The sequence below is a fragment of the Palleronia pelagia genome (assembly GCF_900110115.1).
GTDB classification, from domain to species: domain Bacteria; phylum Pseudomonadota; class Alphaproteobacteria; order Rhodobacterales; family Rhodobacteraceae; genus Palleronia; species Palleronia pelagia.
The window spans coordinates 1-20,533 of the sequence record NZ_FOCM01000008.1; the positions used below are offsets into that span (position 1 = coordinate 1).

At 68.6% G+C, this 20,533-nt stretch carries 20 protein-coding genes; 16 read left to right on the forward strand and 4 right to left on the reverse strand.

Annotated features, from left to right (window positions below; genetic code table 11):
* Positions 1-151 precede the first annotated feature (151 nt).
* Positions 152-367, reverse strand: coding sequence for a DUF1127 domain-containing protein (locus BMX96_RS15395; RefSeq protein WP_073130519.1), 216 nt, complete (start codon positions 365-367; stop codon positions 152-154).
* An 825-nt stretch (positions 368-1,192) separates the two neighbouring features.
* Between BMX96_RS15395 and BMX96_RS15400 the strand changes: the two genes are divergently transcribed.
* From BMX96_RS15400 to murD, 8 genes are read left to right on the forward strand one after another with little or no spacing between them, the layout of a single operon-like run.
* Positions 1,193-1,687, forward strand: a complete 495-nt coding sequence (locus tag BMX96_RS15400; RefSeq protein ID WP_236737102.1) for a division/cell wall cluster transcriptional repressor MraZ — start codon at positions 1,193-1,195, stop codon at positions 1,685-1,687.
* Between the two features lie 11 nt (positions 1,688-1,698).
* The gene (gene rsmH / locus BMX96_RS15405) at positions 1,699-2,682 is read left to right on the forward strand and encodes a 16S rRNA (cytosine(1402)-N(4))-methyltransferase RsmH (protein ID WP_407944674.1); all 984 of its coding nucleotides are present in this window, start codon (positions 1,699-1,701) and stop codon (positions 2,680-2,682) included.
* Between the two features lie 5 nt (positions 2,683-2,687).
* Positions 2,688-3,035, forward strand: a complete 348-nt coding sequence (ftsL, locus tag BMX96_RS15410; RefSeq protein ID WP_073130525.1) for a cell division protein FtsL — start codon at positions 2,688-2,690, stop codon at positions 3,033-3,035.
* A complete protein-coding gene (locus BMX96_RS15415; protein ID WP_091846298.1) occupies positions 3,032-4,825 on the forward strand; it encodes a peptidoglycan D,D-transpeptidase FtsI family protein in 1,794 nt (597 codons plus the stop codon). Before ftsL ends, BMX96_RS15415 begins: the two co-directional genes overlap by 4 nt.
* A gap of 10 nt (positions 4,826-4,835) precedes the next feature.
* On the forward strand, positions 4,836-6,320 hold the full coding sequence (locus BMX96_RS15420) for a UDP-N-acetylmuramoyl-L-alanyl-D-glutamate--2,6-diaminopimelate ligase (protein ID WP_091846299.1): 1,485 nt from the start codon (positions 4,836-4,838) through the stop codon (positions 6,318-6,320).
* Complete coding sequence (locus BMX96_RS15425) at positions 6,317-7,735, forward strand: UDP-N-acetylmuramoyl-tripeptide--D-alanyl-D-alanine ligase (protein WP_091846300.1); 1,419 nt, start codon at positions 6,317-6,319, stop codon at positions 7,733-7,735. The genes BMX96_RS15420 and BMX96_RS15425 overlap by 4 nt, the downstream gene beginning before the upstream one ends.
* Positions 7,736-7,762: 27 nt before the next feature.
* The gene (mraY, locus tag BMX96_RS15430) at positions 7,763-8,848 is read left to right on the forward strand and encodes a phospho-N-acetylmuramoyl-pentapeptide-transferase (protein ID WP_091846301.1); all 1,086 of its coding nucleotides are present in this window, start codon (positions 7,763-7,765) and stop codon (positions 8,846-8,848) included.
* Positions 8,849-8,852: 4 nt separating this feature from the next.
* Positions 8,853-10,268, forward strand: a complete 1,416-nt coding sequence (gene murD, locus BMX96_RS15435) for a UDP-N-acetylmuramoyl-L-alanine--D-glutamate ligase (RefSeq protein WP_073130547.1) — start codon at positions 8,853-8,855, stop codon at positions 10,266-10,268.
* A 223-nt stretch (positions 10,269-10,491) separates the two neighbouring features.
* Here the strand turns inward: murD and BMX96_RS15440 are convergent, their stop codons facing one another.
* On the reverse strand, positions 10,492-11,700 hold the full coding sequence (locus BMX96_RS15440; RefSeq protein ID WP_091846302.1) for a BaiN/RdsA family NAD(P)/FAD-dependent oxidoreductase: 1,209 nt from the start codon (positions 11,698-11,700) through the stop codon (positions 10,492-10,494).
* Positions 11,701-11,829: 129 nt separating this feature from the next.
* Here BMX96_RS15440 and BMX96_RS15445 point away from each other — a divergent pair, with 129 nt between their 5' ends.
* The 7 genes from BMX96_RS15445 (at position 11,830) to BMX96_RS15475 (ending at position 18,537) form a co-directional block, all read left to right on the forward strand.
* A complete protein-coding gene (locus BMX96_RS15445; protein WP_091846303.1) occupies positions 11,830-12,996 on the forward strand; it encodes a peptidoglycan glycosyltransferase FtsW in 1,167 nt (388 codons plus the stop codon).
* Complete coding sequence (locus tag BMX96_RS15450) at positions 12,996-14,093, forward strand: UDP-N-acetylglucosamine--N-acetylmuramyl-(pentapeptide) pyrophosphoryl-undecaprenol N-acetylglucosamine transferase (RefSeq protein WP_091846304.1); 1,098 nt, start codon at positions 12,996-12,998, stop codon at positions 14,091-14,093. The genes BMX96_RS15445 and BMX96_RS15450 overlap by 1 nt, the downstream gene beginning before the upstream one ends.
* A gap of 52 nt (positions 14,094-14,145) precedes the next feature.
* Complete coding sequence (murC, locus tag BMX96_RS15455) at positions 14,146-15,552, forward strand: UDP-N-acetylmuramate--L-alanine ligase (RefSeq protein WP_091846440.1); 1,407 nt, start codon at positions 14,146-14,148, stop codon at positions 15,550-15,552.
* A gap of 5 nt (positions 15,553-15,557) precedes the next feature.
* A complete protein-coding gene (locus tag BMX96_RS15460; RefSeq protein ID WP_091846305.1) occupies positions 15,558-15,830 on the forward strand; it encodes a DUF2484 family protein in 273 nt (90 codons plus the stop codon).
* Positions 15,827-16,072 (forward strand): DUF2484 family protein, encoded by a 246-nt coding sequence (locus BMX96_RS15465; RefSeq protein WP_073130566.1) that lies wholly within the window; start codon positions 15,827-15,829, stop codon positions 16,070-16,072. Before BMX96_RS15460 ends, BMX96_RS15465 begins: the two co-directional genes overlap by 4 nt.
* A 136-nt stretch (positions 16,073-16,208) precedes the next feature.
* A complete protein-coding gene (locus BMX96_RS15470; protein WP_091846306.1) occupies positions 16,209-17,765 on the forward strand; it encodes a bifunctional metallophosphatase/5'-nucleotidase in 1,557 nt (518 codons plus the stop codon).
* A gap of 103 nt (positions 17,766-17,868) precedes the next feature.
* Entirely contained in the window at positions 17,869-18,537 is a 669-nt protein-coding gene (locus BMX96_RS15475) for an SOS response-associated peptidase (RefSeq protein ID WP_091846307.1), read from the forward strand.
* Between the two features lie 125 nt (positions 18,538-18,662).
* On the opposite strand, the gene BMX96_RS15480 is transcribed toward BMX96_RS15475, so the two are convergent.
* Positions 18,663-19,343: a hypothetical protein gene (locus tag BMX96_RS15480; protein WP_091846308.1), complete on the reverse strand. Its 681-nt coding sequence runs from the start codon at positions 19,341-19,343 to the stop codon at positions 18,663-18,665.
* A gap of 298 nt (positions 19,344-19,641) precedes the next feature.
* On the opposite strand from BMX96_RS15480, the gene BMX96_RS15485 reads away from it, so the two are divergent.
* The gene (locus tag BMX96_RS15485; RefSeq protein WP_091846309.1) at positions 19,642-20,196 is read left to right on the forward strand and encodes a fasciclin domain-containing protein; all 555 of its coding nucleotides are present in this window, start codon (positions 19,642-19,644) and stop codon (positions 20,194-20,196) included.
* 80 nt (positions 20,197-20,276) lie between these two features.
* Here the strand turns inward: BMX96_RS15485 and BMX96_RS15490 are convergent, their stop codons facing one another.
* On the reverse strand, positions 20,277-20,525 hold the full coding sequence (locus BMX96_RS15490; protein ID WP_091846310.1) for a hypothetical protein: 249 nt from the start codon (positions 20,523-20,525) through the stop codon (positions 20,277-20,279).
* Between the last annotated feature and the right edge of the window lie 8 nt (positions 20,526-20,533).

The window sequence follows — 20,533 nt, forward strand, 5'->3', positions numbered from 1 at the left end:
TCCCGCCGCCAGGCACGAACGAAACCGGGGAGGAGGTCGGTTCGTCCGCGATGCGGGGCCCGTCTCGGGCCGTTGTAAAAGGGCGGGGGCGTCCAGCGCCGCGCCGCCAGGTCCGACTTCCTCGGGAGGAGGTGAGAAAGCCGGCTATTCCTTACTTGCGCCCGTAGGCGGCTTCGTGCGCGATGGCGTTGATCATGCTGCGCCCGATGCCCAGATCCTTCAGCTCACGGTTCGAAAGCATCTGCAGTTCCGAGCGCGTACGGCGGTAAACACGGTACTGCGCGAAGCGGGTTCCCAGAGTTTCCCAAATTCCCGACGCGCCCTGCGCGATTCCGGTGTGGGTGTTGGTTTGCGACATCATGCTCATCTCGGCGTCCTTTCTGCCGTCTCGTCTGCGGCGTTGGTCCAAAGATAGGCCTATGCTGCGGGTGCACAATGCCCGGGTCATCAATGCTGCTATGCAGCATCTGCATATGTAGCACTGACCTGGTTAAGGGGCGGTTTCTTTGGGCGAGGCGCTAGATCTGGTCCCCCGGAAAGCAGGGCGATCGGCGCGACGATCAAGATGCGCCCCCGGCTTCGGCACCCGATTTGGGCCGGCATGGGAAACCCGCGGGTCATGCGGCATGATTCCGGGACGGCATGGGATCAAGCGGTGCGACGACCCCGATTCCGGCCGAGTCGGGGGTGCGGTTCCGGGAATCCGAGCCATCGGCCCTCACGCCCAAAAAATAGGCGAAAAAATCGGCTCGATTGTTGAGCTATATTTAGTGCTAAGGTTAACGGGACTACACGATATAGCCGTCTCAGACTCACGCTTCCGTGTGCAAGTGTCGGAAACAGGCCGCAGTCAAGCCGAAACTCGCCCGCTGCGCGAAGAGAATTCTGTTGCCTCCCATATTTTCCCATGCCATCCCTAGGTCATCGAAGGGCAGGGCCGCAGCGGACATAAAGATCCGAAAGGCTCCAACGAAAACAGAGGCTTAGGTTTCATACAGGCACACATTCTTCGATGACTAAGAGAGATCCGGCGCGCGGGCGAGCAGACATCCCCCCAGGTGGCGCGTGCGATCGGACCCCCCGGAGACGGGACGAGGGCGGCGATCCGAACAGTGGCAGCAGTTCGGATCGCCGTTTCCGTTTCTAGCGACGGGACCGGGACAGAGGCAAGGAGACGGCACGCGTGTTCGGCATGTATATCGGCCGATACGACAACAAGATCGACAGCAAGGGCCGCTTGTCGATCCCGGCCGATTTTCGCCGTCTGCTCGAGGAAAACGACCCCAAGTGGGAGCCGGGCAAGAACGCCCAGATGGTGATCGTCTTCGGTGACAATCGCCGCAACTATCTGGAAGTCTATTCGATCAACGACCTTCTGGGCGTGCACCGCCAGATCCGGGGCATGGATCCCGGCTCGAAGAAGCGCGCGGCGCTCCAGAAACTGTTCGCCCAGCAGGTCCACCCCGCGACATTCGATGACACGGGCCGCATCGTCCTGCCGTCCTACCTGCGCGACAAGGTCGGGCTTTCGGACAAGGCCCTGGTCGTGGGCAATTCGCAGACCTTCATGATCTGGGAGCCCGAGGCCTACGCCAACGACGACATGAGCAACCTCAAGGAAGAGGATGACTACGATCCCACCCTTGACCCGGCCGTCTATCTCAGCGGCGATGCCGGTCTGATGTGAGGGCCTGGCGGATGAGTATGTCTGAACGTCCCCATGTCCCCGTCCTGATCAATTCCATACTGGCCCATTGCGCGCCGGTTTCGGGGACCTGGGTCGACGGCACCTTCGGCGCGGGCGGCTATGCGCAGGGGTTGCTGGCCGCGGGCGCCGAGCGGGTGATCGGAATAGACCGCGACCCGACGGTTTTTGCCATGGCCGCCGAATGGGCCGATGAATACGGCGACGCGTTGGTGCTCGAGCAGGGGGTCTTTTCCGACCTCGACCGCATCGCGGGTGCGCCGGTGGATGGCGTGGTGCTGGACCTGGGCGTGTCGTCGATGCAGCTGGACCAGGCGCATCGCGGCTTTTCCTTCCTGCGCGACGGCCCGCTGGACATGCGGATGGGCGATATCGGGCCAAGCGCCGCGGATCTCGTCGCCGAGCTGGATGAGGGGCGGCTGGCCGACATCCTGTTCCATTACGGCGAAGAGCGCGCATCGCGCCGCATCGCCCGCGCGATCACGCGCGCCCGCGCGGACGCGCCGATCACGACCACGGGACAACTGGCCGCATTGGTCGAGCGGGCCTTGCCGCGCCCGAAGCCCGGCCAGAGCCACCCGGCGACACGCACGTTCCAGGCGCTGCGGATCGCGGTGAACGACGAATTCGGCCAGCTGGTCGCGGGGCTCGAGGCGGCCGAGCGGGCGCTCGCCCCGGGCGGGTGGCTGGCGGTCGTCAGTTTCCACTCGCTCGAGGATCGCGTGGTCAAACGGTTCTTCCAGGACCGGTCGGGCGGGGGCGGCAATGCCAACCGTTATGCCCCCGTGACCGAGAGCGCGCCGCCGGCTTTCACGGGCGTGACCAAGGGCATCGCCGCCGATGCCGACGAAATCGCGCAAAACCCGCGTGCACGCTCGGCCCGGCTGCGCATGGCGCAGCGCACGGACGCGCCCGCCGCACCCGCCGACCGCGCCCGGCTGGGCCTGCCGAGGATCGACATGGAAGGGGACATCTGAACGTCATGCGCACGCTTCTCTACCTGCTGCCGGGAATGGCCGTCATGGCCCTGGCCGTCTGGGCCTATTCCGAGAATTACGAGACGCAGGAAGCCCTGAACGACGTCGAGACCCTGCAGCGCAAGATCGGAACCGAGCGCGAGACGCTGGCGATCCTGCGGGCCGAATGGGCCTATCTGAACCGTCCCGAGCGCCTGCGCGACCTGGCCGACCTGAATTTCGACCGGCTGAAGCTTCTGCCGCTGACGCCCGAGCATTTCGCCCGCACCGAGCAGATCGCCTATCCCGGCACGATCCTGGGCGGCCCGATCCTGAACCCGATTCCCGTCGACAGCACTGGCGCCAATCCATGACCCGCACACCGCTCCGCCCGCTGGCCCGCATCCTCGACGCGCGCGAGAAGGGCGAGAACCCCGACGCGATCGAGCGCGAGAACCTGCGCCTGCGCCACGAGGAAATGCGCGACCGCGCCCGCCGCCGCGCCGAGGGGCGGCTGCTGGTGCTGGCGTGCTTCTTCTTCTGTGCCTTCGCCGTGGTCGGTGCGCGCATGGGCCTTTTGGCCGCGTCCGAACCGATGGAGCCGCGCGCGGCGGTCTCGTCCAGCGATATCGTGGCGCAGCGCGCCGACATCATCGACCGCAATGGCCGCCTTCTGGCCACCAACCTGTCGACCTACGCGCTTTATGCCCAGCCGCCGCTGATGATCGACAAGCGCGGGGCCGCGCGCAAACTGGTCGAGATCTTTCCCGATCTCGACGAAGAGCGTCTGGTCAAGGATTTCACCGGCGACCGCAAGTTCCTGTGGATCAAGAAGAAGATCAGCCCCGAGCAACGCCAGGCCGTCCACGATATCGGCGACCCGGGCCTGCTGTTCGGCCCGCGCGAGATGCGGCTTTATCCCAATGGCAAGCTGGCCGCCCACGTGCTGGGCGGCGCGAGCTTTGGGCGCGAAGGGGTCCATTCGGCCGAGGTGCTGGGCGTTGCGGGGGTGGAAAAAGCCTTTGACGACTACCTGCGCGACCCGGCGAACGGCGGCGCGCCGTTGCAGCTGTCGCTGGACCTCACCGTTCAGAGCGCCATGCGCGAGGTGCTCTACGGCGGCATGAAGCTGATGAATGCCAAGGGCGCGGCCGGCATCCTCATGGACGTGCACACGGGCGAGGTCGTGGCCATGGCCTCGCTGCCCGATTTCGATCCGAACGACCGGCCGCGGCCGCTGACCCAGGGCGACGCCAGCGAAAGTCCGCTGTTCAATCGCGCGGTGCAGGGGGTGTACGAGCTGGGCTCGACCTTCAAGATCTTCACCACGGCCCAGGCGATGGAGCTGGGGCTGGCAGGACCGCAGACCATGGTGGATGCCGACGCGCCGATGACCTGGGGGCGGTTCCGCATCAAGGAATACCGCAACAAGAACTACGGCCCGCTTCTGTCGCTGACCGACGTGATCGTGCATTCGTCAAACGTGGGCACCGCCAAGCTGGCGCTTCAGATCGGGGGCAAGCGGCAGCAGGAATTCCTGTCGCGATTCGGCGTGTTCGAACCCACTCCGATCGAGCTGGTCGAGGCGCCGGGCGCCCGCCCGCTGGTTCCGGCGTCGTGGTCCGAAATCGTAACGATCACCGCCAGTTACGGGCACGGTTTCTCGGTCTCGCCGCTGCATCTGGCCACCGCCTACGCGTCGCTTCTGAACGGGGGGACGGCGGTGAAGCCGACGATCCTGCGCAAAGATCGGGTCGAACCGGGCGAGCGGCTGGTCTCGCCCGAGGTGTCGCGCGCCTCGGCCAAGATGCTGCGCGAGGTCGTGACGCGCGGCACCGCCAGCTTCGGTGCCGTGCCGGGGTATAACGTGGGGGGCAAGACCGGCACGGCCAACAAGCCGCGCCGCGACGGCCGCGGCTACCATAACGACAAGAATATCAACACCTTCGCCTCGGTTTTTCCCTCGGACGACCCGGCCTACGTGCTGGTCGTGTCGCTGGACGAGGCCTCGGACAACTCGGGGCCCGAGCCCAAGCGCACGGCGGGCTGGACGGCGGTGCCCGTCGCCGCCGAGGTGATCCGGCGGACCGCGCCGCTTCTGGGACTGCGACCCGAGATTGAACCTGTCCTTCCATCCAAGTTAACACTGGCCTCGGACGAATAGGGGCACGCCGATGACCGATGGCACGAAATCGCTGGCCGACCTGGGGCTGACGGCCCAGGGCGGGAAAGAGGCGCGAATCACCGGGCTGTCGGTGGACAGCCGCAAGACGGAAGCCGGCCACCTGTTCGCGGCCGTGCCGGGCGCCAAGCTTCACGGGGCCGCGTTCATCGCCAAGGCGCTTGCGCAGGGGGCGGCGGCCATCCTGACCGACCGGGCGGGTGCCGCGATAGCGGCGGATGCGCTCGAGGCTGCGGACGTGCCGGTGATCCTGGCCGAGGATCCGCGCCAGACCCTCGCGCTGGCCTGCGCGCTGTGGTTCGGCCGCCAGCCGCAGGTCTGCGTCGCCGTCACGGGAACCAACGGCAAGACCTCGGTGGCGAGCTTCACGCGGCAGATCTGGCGGGCGCTGGGGCTGGATGCGGTGAACCTCGGGACCACGGGGGTCGAGGGCGCGTGGGAGGCGCCGCTGTCGCACACCACGCCCGAGCCGATCACGCTGCACCGCACCCTGGCCGAAGCGACGCGCCACGGCATCACCCACGCGGCGATGGAGGCCAGCAGCCACGGTCTGGACCAGCGGCGGCTGGACGGCGTCGCGCTGAACGCGGCGGCCTTCACGAACTTCACCCAGGATCACCTGGACTACCACGAGAGTTTCGAGGCGTATTTCGCCGCCAAGGCGGGCCTATTCGACCGGGTGCTGCCCGAGGACGGGACCGCGGTCATCAATCTCGACGACAGCCGCGGCGCCGACATGCTAGCCATCGCCGAGCGCCGGGGGCAGGATGTGATCACCGTCGGGCGGCGCGCCGATGCCGCGCTGCGGATCGTCTCGCAACGCTACGACGCCACGGGACAGGATCTGCGGTTCGAGTGGAACGGCACCGCGCAACAGGTGCGGATGGGCCTGATCGGCGGGTTCCAGGCGGAAAACGTGCTGGTGGCCGCCGGCCTCGCCATCGCCAGCGGAATCGAGCCGCGCGATGTCTTCGCCGCATTGCCCAAGCTCGTCACCGTCCGGGGCCGCATGCAGCTGGCTGCCACCCGTGACACCGGTGCCGCCGTCTTCGTCGATTATGCACACACGCCCGCCGCGCTCGAGACGGCGCTGCGCGCGCTGCGGCCCCACGTGCTGGGCCGGTTGATCGTCGTCTACGGCGCGGGTGGCGACCGGGACCGGGGCAAGCGCCCGCTCATGGGCGAAGCGGCGCGGGACCACGCCGATGTTCGAATAGTGACAGACGACAACCCCAGATCCGAGGATCCGGCAGCGATCAGGTCGGAAATCCTCAAGTCCGATTCCGACGCGATCGAGGTCGGCGACCGCGCCGAGGCGATCCTGCGGGGGGTCGATGCGCTGGGTGCGGGCGACGCGCTGCTGATCGCGGGCAAGGGGCATGAGACCGGCCAGACCGTCGGTGACACCGTCTATCCCTTCGACGATCGCGAACAGGCCAGCGTCGCGGTGGCCGCGCTGGACGGGCGCGTGGCGTGAGCGAAGCACTCTGGACGGCAAACGAGGCGGCCCGCGCCACCGGTGGGCGGGCCACGGGTGACTGGCGCGCCAGTGGCGTGTCGATCGACACTCGCAGCCTTCAGCCGGGTGACCTCTTCGTTGCCCTCAGCGCCGCGCGGGATGGACACGAATTCGTGGCACAGGCCCTGGACAAGGGGGCGGCCGCCGCGCTGGTCAGTCGCGTGCCGGACGGTATCGCACCGGATGCCCCGCTCTTGCTGGTGGACGACGTGCTGGACGCGCTCGGCCAGCTTGGCGCCGCGGCCCGCGCCCGCACCAGGGCCCGGGTCATCGCCGTCACCGGATCCGTGGGCAAGACCACCACCAAGGAAATGCTGCGCGCCGCGCTGACCGGACAGGGGCGCATTCACGCCGCCGAGGCCAGCTACAACAACCACTGGGGCGTGCCGCTGACCCTGGCCCGCATGCCCGCCGAGACCGATTTCGCCATCGTCGAGATCGGCATGAACCACCCGGGCGAGATCGCGCCGCTGTCGCGGCTGGCCCGCCCGCATGTGGCGCTGATCACCACCGTCGCGCCCGCGCATCTCGAGGCCTTCGACAGTATCGCCGGCATCGCGGCCGAGAAGATGGCCATCTGTGACGGTCTCGAGCCGGACGGAATCGCCATCCTGCCCACCGACCTCGCCCCCGAGGCGAAAGATGTGGTCGACGCGGGCGCGGCGCGGCGCAAGGCCCTTCGCTTCGGTGGGGACACAGCGCTGCCGTGGCACATCGCCGATCTGCGCCCGGCCGAGGGCGCGCTGGTCCTCATGGCCGCCTCCCCGCACGGGCAGGTACCGGTCGCCTTGCAAGCGCCCGGGCGGCACCTGGCGCTGAACGCTCTGGGCGCGCTGGCCGCGGCGACGGCCGCCGGGGCCGACCTTGCGCTGTCGGCGCAGGGGCTGGGCCGCTGGCAGCCGCCGGTGGGCCGTGGCCGCCGCGAGACGGTGACGCTGGATCCGCAGACCGGGTCGGCTCTGACGCTGATCGACGACGCCTTCAACGCCAACCCCGCCTCGATGGCCGCCGCGCTGGACGTTCTGATCTCGGCCACGCCGGGCCGGGGCGGGCGGCGCGTGGCCTTCCTGGGCGACATGCTGGAGCTGGGCGACGATGCGACGGCCCTGCACGCCGCCATCGCCGATCACCCCGGCCTGGACCGGATCGACATCATCCATGGGGCCGGGCCCCTGATCAAACACGCGCTCGATGCGCTGCCCGCGCCGCGACGCGGCCAGTGGATGGAGACCGCGGACGAGATGACACAGCGCATCCGCGATCTGGTGGGCGACAGCGATATCGTGCTTGTCAAAGGCTCGAAGGGCGCCAAAACCGCGCGCATCGTTGACGCCATCCGCAATCTGGGCCACCCGGCGCGCGAGACGATCTAGACGCGGACCGAAGGGGGGCCGCACTCCATGTTCTACTGGCTATCCGAGTTCTCGGACGGAGGTGACCTGTTCAACCTCTTCCAATACATCACCTTTCGCTCGGGCGGCGCGTTCTTCACCGCGCTGATTTTCGGCTTCATCTTCGGCCAGCCGCTGATCAACCTGCTGCGCCGCCGCCAGCGCCACGGCCAGCCGATTCGCAGCGACGGCCCGGAAACCCACATGCAGACCAAGGCCGGCACCCCCACCATGGGGGGCGTGCTGATCCTGGGCGCGCTGATCGTGTCGACCCTTCTGTGGGCGCGGCTCGACAACCCCTATGTCTGGATGCTGCTCTTCGTCACCATGTCCTTCGGGGCCATCGGGTTCGCGGACGACTATGCAAAGGTGAAAAAGAATACCCATGCCGGTGTGCCAGGCAAGCTGCGGCTGGCACTGGGTTTCCTGATTGCCGGGATAGCGGGTGGCGTGGCCGTCTGGGCCCATCCCGCCGAGCTGAGCCAGCAGCTGGCCTTCCCCGTCTTCAAGGAGCTTCTGCTCAATCTCGGCATCTTCTTCATACCGTTCGCGATGATCGTGATCGTCGGCGCGGCCAACGCCGTGAACCTGACCGATGGCCTGGACGGGCTGGCGGTTATGCCGGTCATGATCGCCGCCGGCACGCTGGGCGTGATCGCCTACACGGTGGGGCGGGTCGATTTCAGCGAGTATCTCGACGTGCACTACGTGCCGGGAACGGGCGAGATCCTGATCTTCACGGCCGGGCTGATCGGCGGGGGGCTGGGGTTCCTGTGGTATAACGCGCCGCCCGCCGCTGTTTTCATGGGCGACACCGGGTCGCTGGCGCTGGGCGGCGCGCTGGGTGCCATCGCGGTGGCGATCAAGCACGAACTGGTGCTGGCCATCGTCGGCGGCCTGTTCGTGGTCGAGGCGCTGAGCGTCATCATCCAGGTTCTGTACTTCAAGCGCACCGGGCGCCGCGTGTTTCTCATGGCGCCGATCCACCATCATTTCGAAAAACGCGGCTGGGCCGAGCCGCAGATCGTCATCCGGTTCTGGATCATCAGCCTGATCCTGGCGCTGATCGGCCTGGCCACGCTGAAGCTGCGCTAGGCCCATGATCCCGGTCATCGGATACGACGGTGCGCGCGTCGCGGTGCTGGGCCTGGGCCGCTCGGGCCTGTCGGCGGCGCGGGCCCTTCGCGCGGGCGGGGCCGAGCCGCTGTGCTGGGACGACCGCGAGGAGGGCCGCGCGGTGGCCGAGGCCGAGGGCTTCGCCATCCGCGATCTCACCCGGGCGGGCGCCTTCGACGATGTGGCGACGCTGGTCACCTCGCCCGGGATTCCGCATCTCTATCCCAAGCCGCACCCGGTGATCGCGGCCGCCATGGCCGCCGGCGTTCCGGTCGACAACGATATCGGGCTGTTCTTCCGCTCGCTCGCCACGCGCGAGTGGGAGCGCATGGACACCCCGCCGCGCGTGGTCGCCGTGACCGGGTCCAACGGCAAATCGACCACTTCGGCGCTGATCCACCATATCCTGTCCGAATCGGGCCGGACCGTGCAGCTTGCCGGCAATATCGGCCGCGGCGTGCTGGACCTGGAGCCGCCAGACGATGGCGGGATCGTCGTGCTGGAACTGTCGAGCTACCAGACCGAGCTGGCGCGCGCGCTGACCCCCGATATCGCCGTCTTCACCAACCTGACCCCGGACCACTTGGACCGGCACGGCGGCATGGGCGGCTATTTCGCGGCCAAGCGCCGGCTGTTCTCGGAGGGCGGACCGGACCGCGCCGTGATCGGGGTCGACGAGGTCGAGGGCCGCTATCTCGCGTCGCAGCTGGGCGAAGCGCCGGGCGACGACCGGGTGATCGCGGTGTCGGTGACGCGCAAGCTGCCGGGGCCGGGATGGTCGGTGACCGCGCGCAAGGGATTCCTGTCGGAGTGGCGCAAGGGGCGGCAGGTGGCCGCCATCGACCTGCGGCCCATCGCGGGCCTGCCGGGGGCGCATAACCACCAGAACGCCTGCGCCGCCTATGCCGTCGCGCGGGCGCTGGGCCTGCCGCCGCGCGGGATCGAGGCCGCGCTGGGCAGCTTTCGCGGCCTTCCCCACCGCAGCCAGCTGGTGGCCGAGCGGGACGGCGTGCGCTTCGTCAACGACAGCAAGGCCACCAACGTGGACGCGGCCGCCAAGGCTCTGTCGGCGTTCGGCAATATCCGCTGGATCGCCGGAGGGCTGGGCAAGGATGGTGGCCTGAAGGGGCTCCAGGACCAGCTGGGATCGGTGACCAAGGCCTACCTGATCGGGCACTCGGCCCGCGACTTCGCGGTGGAACTTGCAGGCCTGCCGGTCGAGATCTGCGAGGACATGCGCACCGCCGTCGCCCGTGCCGCGGCCGAGGCCCAGCCGGGCGATACCGTTCTGCTGGCCCCCGCCGCCGCGAGCTTCGACCAGTACCCGAATTTCGAGAAGCGTGGCGAGGATTTCGTCGCCTGCGTCACCGCGCTCGACGGGGTCGAACCGCCCGCCTGACTTCGGCTTCCAGGCTTTGGGCGAAGGGGCCGACGTGTCGCGTGTGTCTGGCCGTCCGAACTGAGTATTTTCAGACCAGTGATGGAGGGGGGCGCGTGCCCGATGTTTAGCGTGCTAAGTGCGCGGCGGGCGTGATAACGCGCACCGCCGGGGCGAAGGTGGTCGATACGTATCACCGGTCTGCAAGACCCCTCGGGTGAACGGATGTCGGCCCGCGCGCGGCTCAGCCCCGGCGCGCGGCGGTGATGGCTTGACCGGCCGCCCAGCCCGAGGACCAGGCCCATTGGAAATTGTAGCCGCCCAGCCAGCCCGTGACGTCCACGGCCTCACCGATGGCGTAGAGACCCGGCACCTCCCGCGCCGCCATGGTCTTGCTGTAGAGCGCGCCGGTATCGATCCCGCCCAGCGTGACTTCGGCCGTGCGATACCCCTCGGTCCCGGCGGGCGTGACGCGCCAGTCGGACAGCCGCGCGGCCAGCACGTCGAGGTCGCGATCGCTGCAATCGCCGAGCCGTGCTGGCAGGGGCGCGTCCTCGAGCACGGCCTGGGCCAACCGCGCAGGCAGGTGGCGGCCCAGCACGGTGGCGGGGCCGCGGCGCCCCTCGGTGCCGCGGGCGGCGCGCAGGGCCGGCACCACGGCGCCATCGGGGTCGAGGTCGATGGTGACCGACTGCCCCTCGCGCCAGTAGCTCGACGCCTGCAACACCGCCGGGCCGGAGAGGCCGCGATGAGTGAAAAGCAGCGCCTCGTCGAAGGCCGGGCCATCGGCGCGCACCCGGGCCGGGGTGGAGACACCCGCCAGCGCCTTCAGCGCCTCGAGTGGCGCGCCCGAGAAGGTGAAGGGCACCAGCCCCGGCCGGGTCTCGGTCACCGGCAGGCCGAACTGCCGGGCCAGCCGGTAGGCAAGGCCGCTCGCGCCCATCTTCGGGATCGACAGGCCGCCCGTCGCCAGCACCAGTCGGTCGCAGGTGATCGTCTGGCGCCGGCCTTCGCGGTCCACTTGCAGATTGAACTGCGTGCCGTCGTGCGAGACCTCGCCGATCTCGGTCTTCAGCCACAGCTCGGCGCCCGCGCGCTCCATCTCGGTGCGCAGCATGTCGATGATGTCGCGTGCCGAACGGTCGCAGAAGAGCTGGCCCAGCGTCTTCTCGTGCCAGGGAATGCCATGGCGCTGAACCAGATCGAGGAAGTCCCACTGGGTGTAGCGGCTGAGCGCGGACTTGGCGAAATGCGGATTGCCCGAAAGGAAGGCCTCGGGGTCGCATTGCATGTTGGTGAAATTGCAGCGCCCGCCGCCCGAGATCCGTATCTTTTCGCCCGGCGCCTTGGCGTGGTCCAGCACCAGCGTGCCGGGCCCCGCATGGGCCGCGCACATCATCCCGGCCGCGCCCGCGCCGAGGATCACCACTGGCACCCGTGTCGATTTCGTCATGGACGCGCCAAACCACGGCGAAACCCGCCGCGCAAGGGCTGAAAAGGCTGGATTCGACCGCACGTTTACCCTTAGACTCGCGAGATAGACCCGGAAAACGGGCGCACTGAGGCTTATTGGCGGTATCCCATGACTGAGATGGTCTATGGCGCGATTCCCGCGCGCGATGGTGACCCGATTCTTCCCCGTTGGTGGAGCACGCTGGACAAGTGGTCGCTTGGCTGTGTCCTGATGCTGTTCGGCGTAGGGCTGCTGCTGGGGCTGGCCTCGTCGCCGCCCCTGGCGGCGCGCAACGGGTTCGAGCCCTTCCACTACGTCGAGCGCCAGGTGATCTTCGGGGGCGCGGCGCTGGTCACGCTGCTGGTCACGACGATGATGTCGCCCACGCTGGTGCGGCGGCTGGGCGTGCTGGGCTTCATCGTCACGTTCGTGGCGCTTTTGGGGCTGCCCTTCGCCGGGACCGATTTCGGCAAGGGCGCGGTGCGGTGGTACTCGCTGGGCTTTGCATCGTTGCAGCCGTCGGAGTTCCTGAAGCCCGGGTTCGTCGTCGTGGCGGCCTGGATGATCTCGGCCAGCCAGCATCTCGGCGGCCCGCCGGGCAAGAGCTACAGCTTCATGCTGACCGTCGCGATCGTGTTGATCCTGGCGATGCAGCCCGATTTCGGGCAGGCCTGCCTCGTCCTGTTCGGCTGGGGCGTGATGTATTTCGTGGCGGGCGCCCCCATCACGCTGCTGATGGTGTTGGCCGGCGCCGTGGCATTCGCGGGCACGCTGGCCTATTCGAGCTCGGAGCATTTCGCGCGCCGCATCGACGGCTTCCTGTCGCCCGACCTCGATCCCACGACGCAGCTTGGCTACGCGACCAACGCGATCCAGCAGGGCGGTTTCTTCGGCGTCGGCGTGGGCGAGGGGCAGGTGAAGCAGTCGCTGCCCGACGCTCACACCGACTTCATCATCGCCGTCGCGGCCGAGGAATACGGCCTGATGCTGGTCCTGTTCATCATCGCGCTTTACGGCACCATCGTGGTGCGGTCGCTGGTCCGGCTTCTGCGCGAACGGGATCCGTTCATCCGGCTCGCGGGCACGGGGCTGGCCTGCATGTTCGGCGTGCAGGCGATGATCAACATGGGCGTGGCCGTGCGCCTGCTGCCCGCGAAAGGGATGACGCTGCCCTTCGTCAGCTACGGCGGGTCGTCCCTGATCGCGGGCGGTATCGCGGTGGGGATGCTCCTGGCCTTCACCCGGACCCGCGCGCAGGGTGAGATCGGCGACATCCTGACCGGGCGCGGCCACTGATGGCGGCGCCGCTCGCCCTCCTGGCCGCGGGCGGCACCGGCGGGCACATGTTCCCCGCCCAGGCGCTGGCCGAGGTGCTGCTGCGCCGCGGCTGGCGGGTGGCGCTGTCCACCGACGCCCGGGGCGCGCGCTTCGTGGGCGGTTTCCCCGAGGAGGTTGCCGTGCGCCAGGTGCCCTCGGCGACCTTCGCGCGCGGCGGTATCCTGGCGAAGCTGGGCGTGCCCTTCCGCATCGCCGGCGGCGTGGGCCGCGCGGTGATGTCGCTGCGCCGCGACAGGCCGGCGGTGGTCGTCGGCTTCGGCGGCTACCCGTCGATCCCGGCGCTGGCGGCGGCGCAGATCCTGAAGCTGCCGCGCATGATCCACGAGCAGAACGGCGTGCCCGGCCGGGTCAATCGGCTGTTCGGGCCGCGCGTTCAGGCCTTCGCCTGCGGCGTCTGGCCCACCGACCTGCCCGAGGGCATCCAGGCGCACCATACTGGAAACCCGATCCGTGCGGCGGTCAAGGCGCGGGCCGGCGCGGGCTATATCCCACCCGGCGACTACCCCATGTCGCTGCTGGTGATCGGCGGCAGCCAAGGGGCGCGCATCCTGTCGGATACCGTGCCGAACGCGGTGGCCGAACTGCCCGAAGGGCTGCGGGGCAACCTGCGCGTCGCGCATCAGGCCCGCGGAGAGGACGAGGCCCGCGTGCGCGCCTTCTACGACGAGGCCGGCATCGACGCCGAGGTGGCGCCGTTCTTCGACGACATCGCCAGGCGGATGAGCGAGGCGCAATTGATCGTCAGCCGCTCGGGCGCATCTTCGGTGGCCGACATCGCGGCCATCGGTCGTCCGTCGATCCTGGTGCCCTTCGCGGCGGCGGCGGGCGACCACCAGACGGCGAACGCGCGCGGCCTGTCGCGGGCCGACGCGGCCATCGTCATCCCCGAATCGAAGCTGACATCGACATCCCTGTCCGAAGCGATGCTGGCCGTTTTGACACAACCCGAAGCTGCGCAGGAAATGGCGCGGAATGCCCTTGCCGAGGGGCGTCCCGACGCGGCAGAGGATCTGGCCGACCTCGCGACAGCGGTTGCGGGGCTGAACGAGACCTGATGAGAAGGGGCACCGAGCCATGAAGCACGAAACAATCGAGCCGGGATACGCCATGACGCCGCGCCCCACCAAGCTGCCCACCCAGATGGGCCCGATCCATTTCGTCGGCATCGGCGGCATCGGCATGTCCGGGATCGCCGAGGTGCTGATGAGCCACGGCTACACCGTCCAGGGCTCGGACGCGAAGGCCTCGAAGATCACCGCGCGGCTCGAGAAGCTGGGCGCGCGGGTGTTCGTGGGGCAGTCGGCGGACAATCTCGAAGGGGCCGAGGTCGTGGTGATCTCGTCCGCGATCAAGCCGGGCAATCCCGAGCTGGACGCCGCGCGGGCGCGCAAGCTGCCCGTGGTGCGCCGGGCCGAGATGCTGGCCGAGCTCATGCGTCTCAAGTCCAACATCGCCGTGGCGGGCACCCACGGCAAGACGACCACCACCACCATGGTCGCCGCCGTCCTGGACGAAGGCGGGATCGACCCCACCGTAATCAACGGCGGCATCATCCACGCCTACGGCTCGAACGCGCGGATGGGGCAGGGCGAGTGGATGGTGGTCGAGGCCGATGAATCCGACGGCACCTTCAACCGCCTTCCCGCCACCATCGGGATCGTTACAAATATCGACCCCGAGCACATGGAGCACTGGAAGGACTTCGACACCCTGCGCCAGGGCTTCCACGACTTCGTTTCGAACATCCCGTTCTACGGCATCGCCGTCTGCTGCACCGACCATCCCGAGGTCCAGGCGCTAGTGGGCCGGATCACCGACCGCCGCGTGGTGACGTTCGGCTTCAACGCGCAGGCGGATGTGCGGGCGGTGAACCTGCACTACGACGCCGCCGTGGCCCATTTCGACATCGCGCTGCAGCAGGATGACATGGTCATCGAGGGCTGCACGCTGCCCATGCCGGGCGACCACAACGTGTCGAACGCGCTGAGCGCCGTGGCCGTGGCGCGGCACCTGGGCATGGAGCCCGAGGAAATCCGCAGCGCGCTGGCCAAGTTCGGCGGCGTCAACCGTCGCTTCACCAAGGTGGGCGAGGTCGGCGGCGTGACGATCATCGACGATTACGGCCACCACCCGGTGGAAATCGCCGCCGTGCTGAAGGCCGCGCGCCAGGCGACCAAGGGGCGCGTCATCGCCGTGCACCAGCCGCACCGTTTCTCGCGCCTCGCATCCCTGTTCGAGGATTTCTGCGGCTGTTTCAACGATGCCGACGTGGTCGCGATCTCGGACGTCTTCGCGGCGGGCGAGGATCCGATCCCGGGCGCGGGCCGCGATGACCTGGTCGCGGGCCTGATCCGTCACGGCCACCGCCACGCCCGCGCGCTGCTGACCGAGGACGACCTTGAACGGCTGGTGCGCGAACAGGCCGGGCCGGGCGACATGGTCGTCTGCCTGGGCGCCGGCACGATCAGCGCATGGGCCAACAACCTGCCCGCGCGGCTGGAAAAAGAGCGCTGACGGCCATGTCGGTGGCGCTGGTCCTCGGGTGTCTGTGGGTGGTGGCGGCCTCGCTGGTTGCGCTGCTGCCCTCGCGCCGCCAGCGCCTGCCGGCCGGTCTGCTCGTGCTTCTGGCGCCCGGTCTCCTGGCGCTTCTCGCGCTGGCCCACGGGATCTGGGTCACGCTGGCCTCCGTCGCTGCCGTGGTCTCCATCTTCCGTCGTCCGCTCTCCGGTGCCGCCCGCAAGGCCGAAGAGGCGCTGCGCCACGATAACGTCGACGCAAAGGGCGAGACATGAGCGCCGCGGCCATCGCGGCGCTGCTCTGGCTGGTGGCGGCAAACCTGATCGCCATGCTGCCCTCGAAGCGGCACCACTGGCCCGCCGCCTGCGTTCTGATCACCATCGCATTGCCCATTGTGGCCTGGCTCTGGGTATCGGTCGCCACCTGGGCGGCGCTGCTTTTCGTCGTCGCTGCCGGGTCTGTCCTGCGCTATCCGGTGTTCTACGCGGCGCTCTGGCTGCGCGGCCTGCTGCGCTAGGGCCGGGCGCCGCCATTTCGGGCAGGATCGCCCGGCTTCCCCTTGGTCACCCCGCACGCCACCCGGCATGCTTTGACACGCCCCGGGCTTCGTCGCAGTGTTCGTCCAGAACAATCGATCCTTCAGGGGGACCACCATGATCCGAACGCTATTCACCACCGTCGCGGCGACGGCACTGACCGCTGGCGCGGCCTCTGCCGAATTCTCGATGACGATTCTGCACACCAACGACTTCCACGCACGGTTCGAGCCGATCAGCGCCTATGACAGCACCTGTTCGGCCGAGGACAACGAGGCGGGCGAATGCTTCGGCGGCTCGGCCCGCCTGGTGACCGCCGTGGCCGAGGCCCGCGCCCGCGCCGAGACCCCGTTGCTGGTCGACGGCGGCGACCAGTTCCAGGGCACGCTGTTCTACACCTACTACAAGGGTGCGCTGGCGGCCGAGATGATGAACATGCTGGGCTACGACGCCATGACCGTGGGCAACCACGAGTTCGACGACGGCCCCGAGGTCCTGGCCGGTTTCGTCGACGCGGTGGAATTCCCGATCCTGATGTCAAACGCCGACATCTCGGGCGAGCCCCTGCTGTCCGACAAGATCGCCAAGTCGACCGTGATCGAGAAGGGCGGCGAGCGCATCGGCCTGATCGGCCTGACGCCGCAGGACACCGACGAATTGGCCAGCCCCGGCCCCAACGTGATCTTCACCGATCCGGTCGATGCGGTGCAGGGTGAAGTCGACCGCCTGACCGAAGAGGGCGTGAACAAGATCGTCGTGCTCAGCCACTCGGGCTACGGCGTGGATCAGCGCGTGGCCGAGAACACCACCGGCGTCGACGTGATCGTGGGCGGCCACTCGAACACGCTGCTGGGCGACATGGAAGGCGCGGATGGCCCCTATCCCACGATGGTGGGCGACACGGCGATCGTGCAGGCCTATGCCTACGGCAAGTACCTGGGCGAGCTGAACGTCACCTTCGACGATGACGGCAACCTGACCGAGGCCACCGGTGCGCCGCTGCTGATTGACGCCGCCGTGGCCGAAGACGGCGCCACGGTCGAGCTGATCGCCGAGCGGGCCCAGCCCCTGGACGAGATCCGCAACCGCGTGGTCGCCGAGACGAGCGAGCCGATCGAAGGCGCGCGCGAGGTCTGCCGCGCCCAGGAATGCCAGATGGGCAACCTCGTGGCCGACGCCATGCTGGACCGCGTGGCCGACCAGGGCATCCAGGTGGCCATCGCCAATGCCGGCGGCCTGCGCGCGTCCATCGACGCGGGCGAGGTCACCATGGGCGAGGTGCTGACGGTGCTGCCGTTCCAGAACACCCTGTCCACCTTCGAGGTGACCGGCGCCACCCTGGTCGAGGCGCTGGAGAACGGGGCCAGCCAGATCGAGGACGGCGCCGGCCGCTTCGCCCAGGTCGCGGGCATGAGCTATGCAATCGACACCTCGGCCGAGCCGGGCAGCCGCGTCAGCGACGTGATGGTGGGCGGCGAGCCCATCGACCCCGAGGCCACCTATGGCGTGGTGTCCAACAACTACGTCCGGAACGGCGGCGACGGCTACTCGATGTTCGTCAATGCCGACAACGCCTATGACTTCGGCCCCGACCTGGCCGATGTGACGGCGGAGTACCTGGCCGAGAACGCGCCCTACACGCCGGTCGTGGACGGCCGCATCACCATGGAATAAGGCTGCCTTTTCCAGCCATTGCAGGGGGCCGTCCTTCGGGGCGGCCCCTTTGCGTTTGCCGGTGTCCCTTCCGCTCCGGCGCGCGGCGGCTTATCCTCGGTCCATGTGCGGCCGTTTCGTCATGACCCACCCTCCGGACGCGCTGGCGCGGATCTTCGACGCCCAGCCCGACAACGACCTGCCGGAGGGACCGAATTACAACGTCTGCCCGACAGTGCAGGTGCACGCTGTGACCAACGCCGATGGCACGCGGCGGCTGCAATCGCTGCGTTGGGGCTTCGTCACCTTCTGGGCCAAGGCGCTGAATGACGGGCCGCTTCTGATCAACGCGCGGGCCGAGACCATCGTCGAGAAACCCACTTTCCGCGACGCCGCGAAGAAGCGGCGTTGCGTCATCCCGGCCAGCGGGTTCTACGAATGGACCAAGGACGCGGAGGGCAACCGGTTGCCGTGGTTCATCCACCCGCCGGACGACGCGCCGCTGGCCTTCGCGGGCATCTGGCAGGTCTGGGACAAGGGCGAGGCGCCGGTCACCACCTGCGCCATCGTCACCTGCGCGGCGAACGACACGATGGGGCGGATCCACCACCGGATGCCGGTGATCCTGGACGGAAAGGACGTGGCGCGCTGGTTGGGCGAGACGGACGACCCGGCGGCGCCGCTGATGCGGCCGGCCCCCGAAGATTCGCTTGGGATGTACCGGGTCGACCCGGCCGTGAACTCGAATCGGGCCAGCGGCCCCGGGCTGATCGCGCCGCTTGACACAGCGTAAGTCACTGATTTCATAAAAAATGGCCGCGCACGAGGCGCGGCCAGTCCATCAGGGAGAAACCCCGGACCACCACGCCCGGGATGATTTCAGTGTAAATTAACATAAGAGCGTTGTGGTCCCTTTCTTTAGTCGCAGATGCCGGAACGCGGGGCGTTGGGCCAAAAAAGCAACACGTCTTTGGGTTGAGTGGCGGGAAATCTCGCAACTTGGGGAAAGTGCGGGCTGAGCAGCGCATGGAGGCGGTCGGTGCGGGCGCCGTGGGGGTCCAGCGCGCGGCAGCAGACGAATTCCTCGACCAGCGAGGCCTGCTGTTCGAAGGGATATTCCTCGAATCGGACGTTGTTTTCGAGCTCGAACAGGTAGGGATCGGTGGCTGGCAGATGTTCGGTCGCGGCGCGCAGGGGGTGGTAGCCGGTGGTCTCCCGGTTCTGCCATTGCCAGGTGTGGGTCAGCTCATGGGCCAGCAGCATGGCATCCTCGAGCTGCATGGATCGCGGGTAATCTCCCAGGAAATCGTCCAGATGCAACGGGTTGGCCATGACGATCCGGTTGAACAGCACCATGGCGGCGATGCGGCCGGTGACGGTGCCGCGCTCGGGCGGGCGGATGCGTTCGCGGCAGGCCACGGCGGGTCGCGCTGGGCGCGAGAGGGGGACGAGGCCCACGAGCGCGCTGCGGTGCACGCGGACGCGGCTGGTGTCGAGGGTGGGGCCAAGGGTGTCGCGGGCGAATCGGGTTTCCCCGTCGCTGAGGGGGCGGCCGCAGGCGGGCAGGAGCAGCAGGAGGGCGAGGAGAAGGGCGCGCATGGGGCGATGGTGCGCCCGGTCCGGCGGCGCGGCAAGGGGCAACCGCGTCGCCGTGCACGGGCCGTACACCGGCCGTGCCGCGCCGGTCCACGGCCCGTGCGGCAGGGGTGCGCATGGTGTGCCGTGGGCGTGCACCGATACGGCGGCGGGCGTGCACCGGGTGGCCCATGACGTACACCGGGCGTCGGACGCCTGGTGTACGGGATTGTCGCGCTCTGAAACTTTCCGGCCCGGCCTTCGTGGCTCCGGGTGATGGCGGCGGAACTCCGCGGCCAGCGAACCAGAACGGGAGAGAAACATGAACAAGATCACCCTGACCACCTGTGCCGCCCTGCTGGCCGCCGGAACGGCCACCGCCCAAGACAACCCCACTGTCGGGGGCGCCGAGATGTTTCCCGAGAAGACCATCGCCGCCAATGCCTCGAACGCGCCGAACCTGACGACGCTGGTGACCGCGGTGACCGAGGCCGGGCTGGTCGACACGCTGAACGGCCCCGGGCCCTTCACCGTCTTCGCGCCCACCAACCGGGCCTTCGAGCGGATCACGGACGAGTCGCTCAACGCGCTGCTGGCGAACGAGCAGCAGCTGCGCCAGGTGCTGACCTGTCACGTGGTCGCGGCGAACGCGGATGCGAATGCCATCGTCGGGATGATCGCCGACGACAACGGCGCGCACCCGGTGCCCACCGTGGGCGGCTGCACGCTGACCGCGACGCTGGAGGGCGGTACGGTGGTGCTGACCGACGAGAACGGGCGCGAGGCGCGGGTCATCCAGAGCGACGTGACCCAGTCGAACGGCGTGGTCCACGTCATCGACCGCGTGCTGCTGCCCGCGGGCCAGGCCGCGATGTGAGCCAGGCGCACACTCGTGCCGACAGGGGGCTGCCCGCCGGGCGGCCCCTTTTTCATTGCGTGGCAGGGGTGGTGGGCGGGTCAGCCCGCGGCGTTGAGCCCGGCCAGGCGACGCTCGCCCTCGTCGCGGCAGATGGCATTGGCCACGGCGTCGGTCATCGAGGCGGGCCGCAGCACCGCGCGGTCGTAGAGCGTGTTGCGCAGGGTGTAGAGCTGGCAGGTCACGGTGCCCTGGTCGGTGACGACCTCGATCTCGGGGCTCTCGATCTGGTCGGGATCCGCGATGCAGGCGGCGAGGAGGAGCGGGGCGAGGAGAAGCAGGCGGGGCATGGGCACGG

Bases quoted from the DNA above. Each gene is read 5' to 3' on its own strand.
- BMX96_RS15395 (WP_073130519.1), bottom strand. From the start codon at position 367: ATGAGCATGATGTCGCAAACCAACACCCACACCGGAATCGCGCAGGGC.
- BMX96_RS15400 (WP_236737102.1), top strand. From the start codon at position 1,193: ATGTATATCGGCCGATACGACAACAAGATCGACAGCAAGGGCCGCTTG.
- rsmH (WP_407944674.1), top strand. From the start codon at position 1,699: ATGAGTATGTCTGAACGTCCCCATGTCCCCGTCCTGATCAATTCCATA.
- ftsL (WP_073130525.1), top strand. From the start codon at position 2,688: ATGCGCACGCTTCTCTACCTGCTGCCGGGAATGGCCGTCATGGCCCTG.
- BMX96_RS15415 (WP_091846298.1), top strand. From the start codon at position 3,032: ATGACCCGCACACCGCTCCGCCCGCTGGCCCGCATCCTCGACGCGCGC.
- BMX96_RS15420 (WP_091846299.1), top strand. From the start codon at position 4,836: ATGACCGATGGCACGAAATCGCTGGCCGACCTGGGGCTGACGGCCCAG.
- mraY (WP_091846301.1), top strand. From the start codon at position 7,763: ATGTTCTACTGGCTATCCGAGTTCTCGGACGGAGGTGACCTGTTCAAC.
- murD (WP_073130547.1), top strand. From the start codon at position 8,853: ATGATCCCGGTCATCGGATACGACGGTGCGCGCGTCGCGGTGCTGGGC.
- BMX96_RS15440 (WP_091846302.1), bottom strand. From the start codon at position 11,700: ATGACGAAATCGACACGGGTGCCAGTGGTGATCCTCGGCGCGGGCGCG.
- BMX96_RS15445 (WP_091846303.1), top strand. From the start codon at position 11,830: ATGACTGAGATGGTCTATGGCGCGATTCCCGCGCGCGATGGTGACCCG.
- BMX96_RS15450 (WP_091846304.1), top strand. From the start codon at position 12,996: ATGGCGGCGCCGCTCGCCCTCCTGGCCGCGGGCGGCACCGGCGGGCAC.
- murC (WP_091846440.1), top strand. From the start codon at position 14,146: ATGACGCCGCGCCCCACCAAGCTGCCCACCCAGATGGGCCCGATCCAT.
- BMX96_RS15460 (WP_091846305.1), top strand. From the start codon at position 15,558: ATGTCGGTGGCGCTGGTCCTCGGGTGTCTGTGGGTGGTGGCGGCCTCG.
- BMX96_RS15465 (WP_073130566.1), top strand. From the start codon at position 15,827: ATGAGCGCCGCGGCCATCGCGGCGCTGCTCTGGCTGGTGGCGGCAAAC.
- BMX96_RS15470 (WP_091846306.1), top strand. From the start codon at position 16,209: ATGATCCGAACGCTATTCACCACCGTCGCGGCGACGGCACTGACCGCT.
- BMX96_RS15475 (WP_091846307.1), top strand. From the start codon at position 17,869: ATGTGCGGCCGTTTCGTCATGACCCACCCTCCGGACGCGCTGGCGCGG.
- BMX96_RS15480 (WP_091846308.1), bottom strand. From the start codon at position 19,343: ATGCGCGCCCTTCTCCTCGCCCTCCTGCTGCTCCTGCCCGCCTGCGGC.
- BMX96_RS15485 (WP_091846309.1), top strand. From the start codon at position 19,642: ATGAACAAGATCACCCTGACCACCTGTGCCGCCCTGCTGGCCGCCGGA.
- BMX96_RS15490 (WP_091846310.1), bottom strand. From the start codon at position 20,525: ATGCCCCGCCTGCTTCTCCTCGCCCCGCTCCTCCTCGCCGCCTGCATC.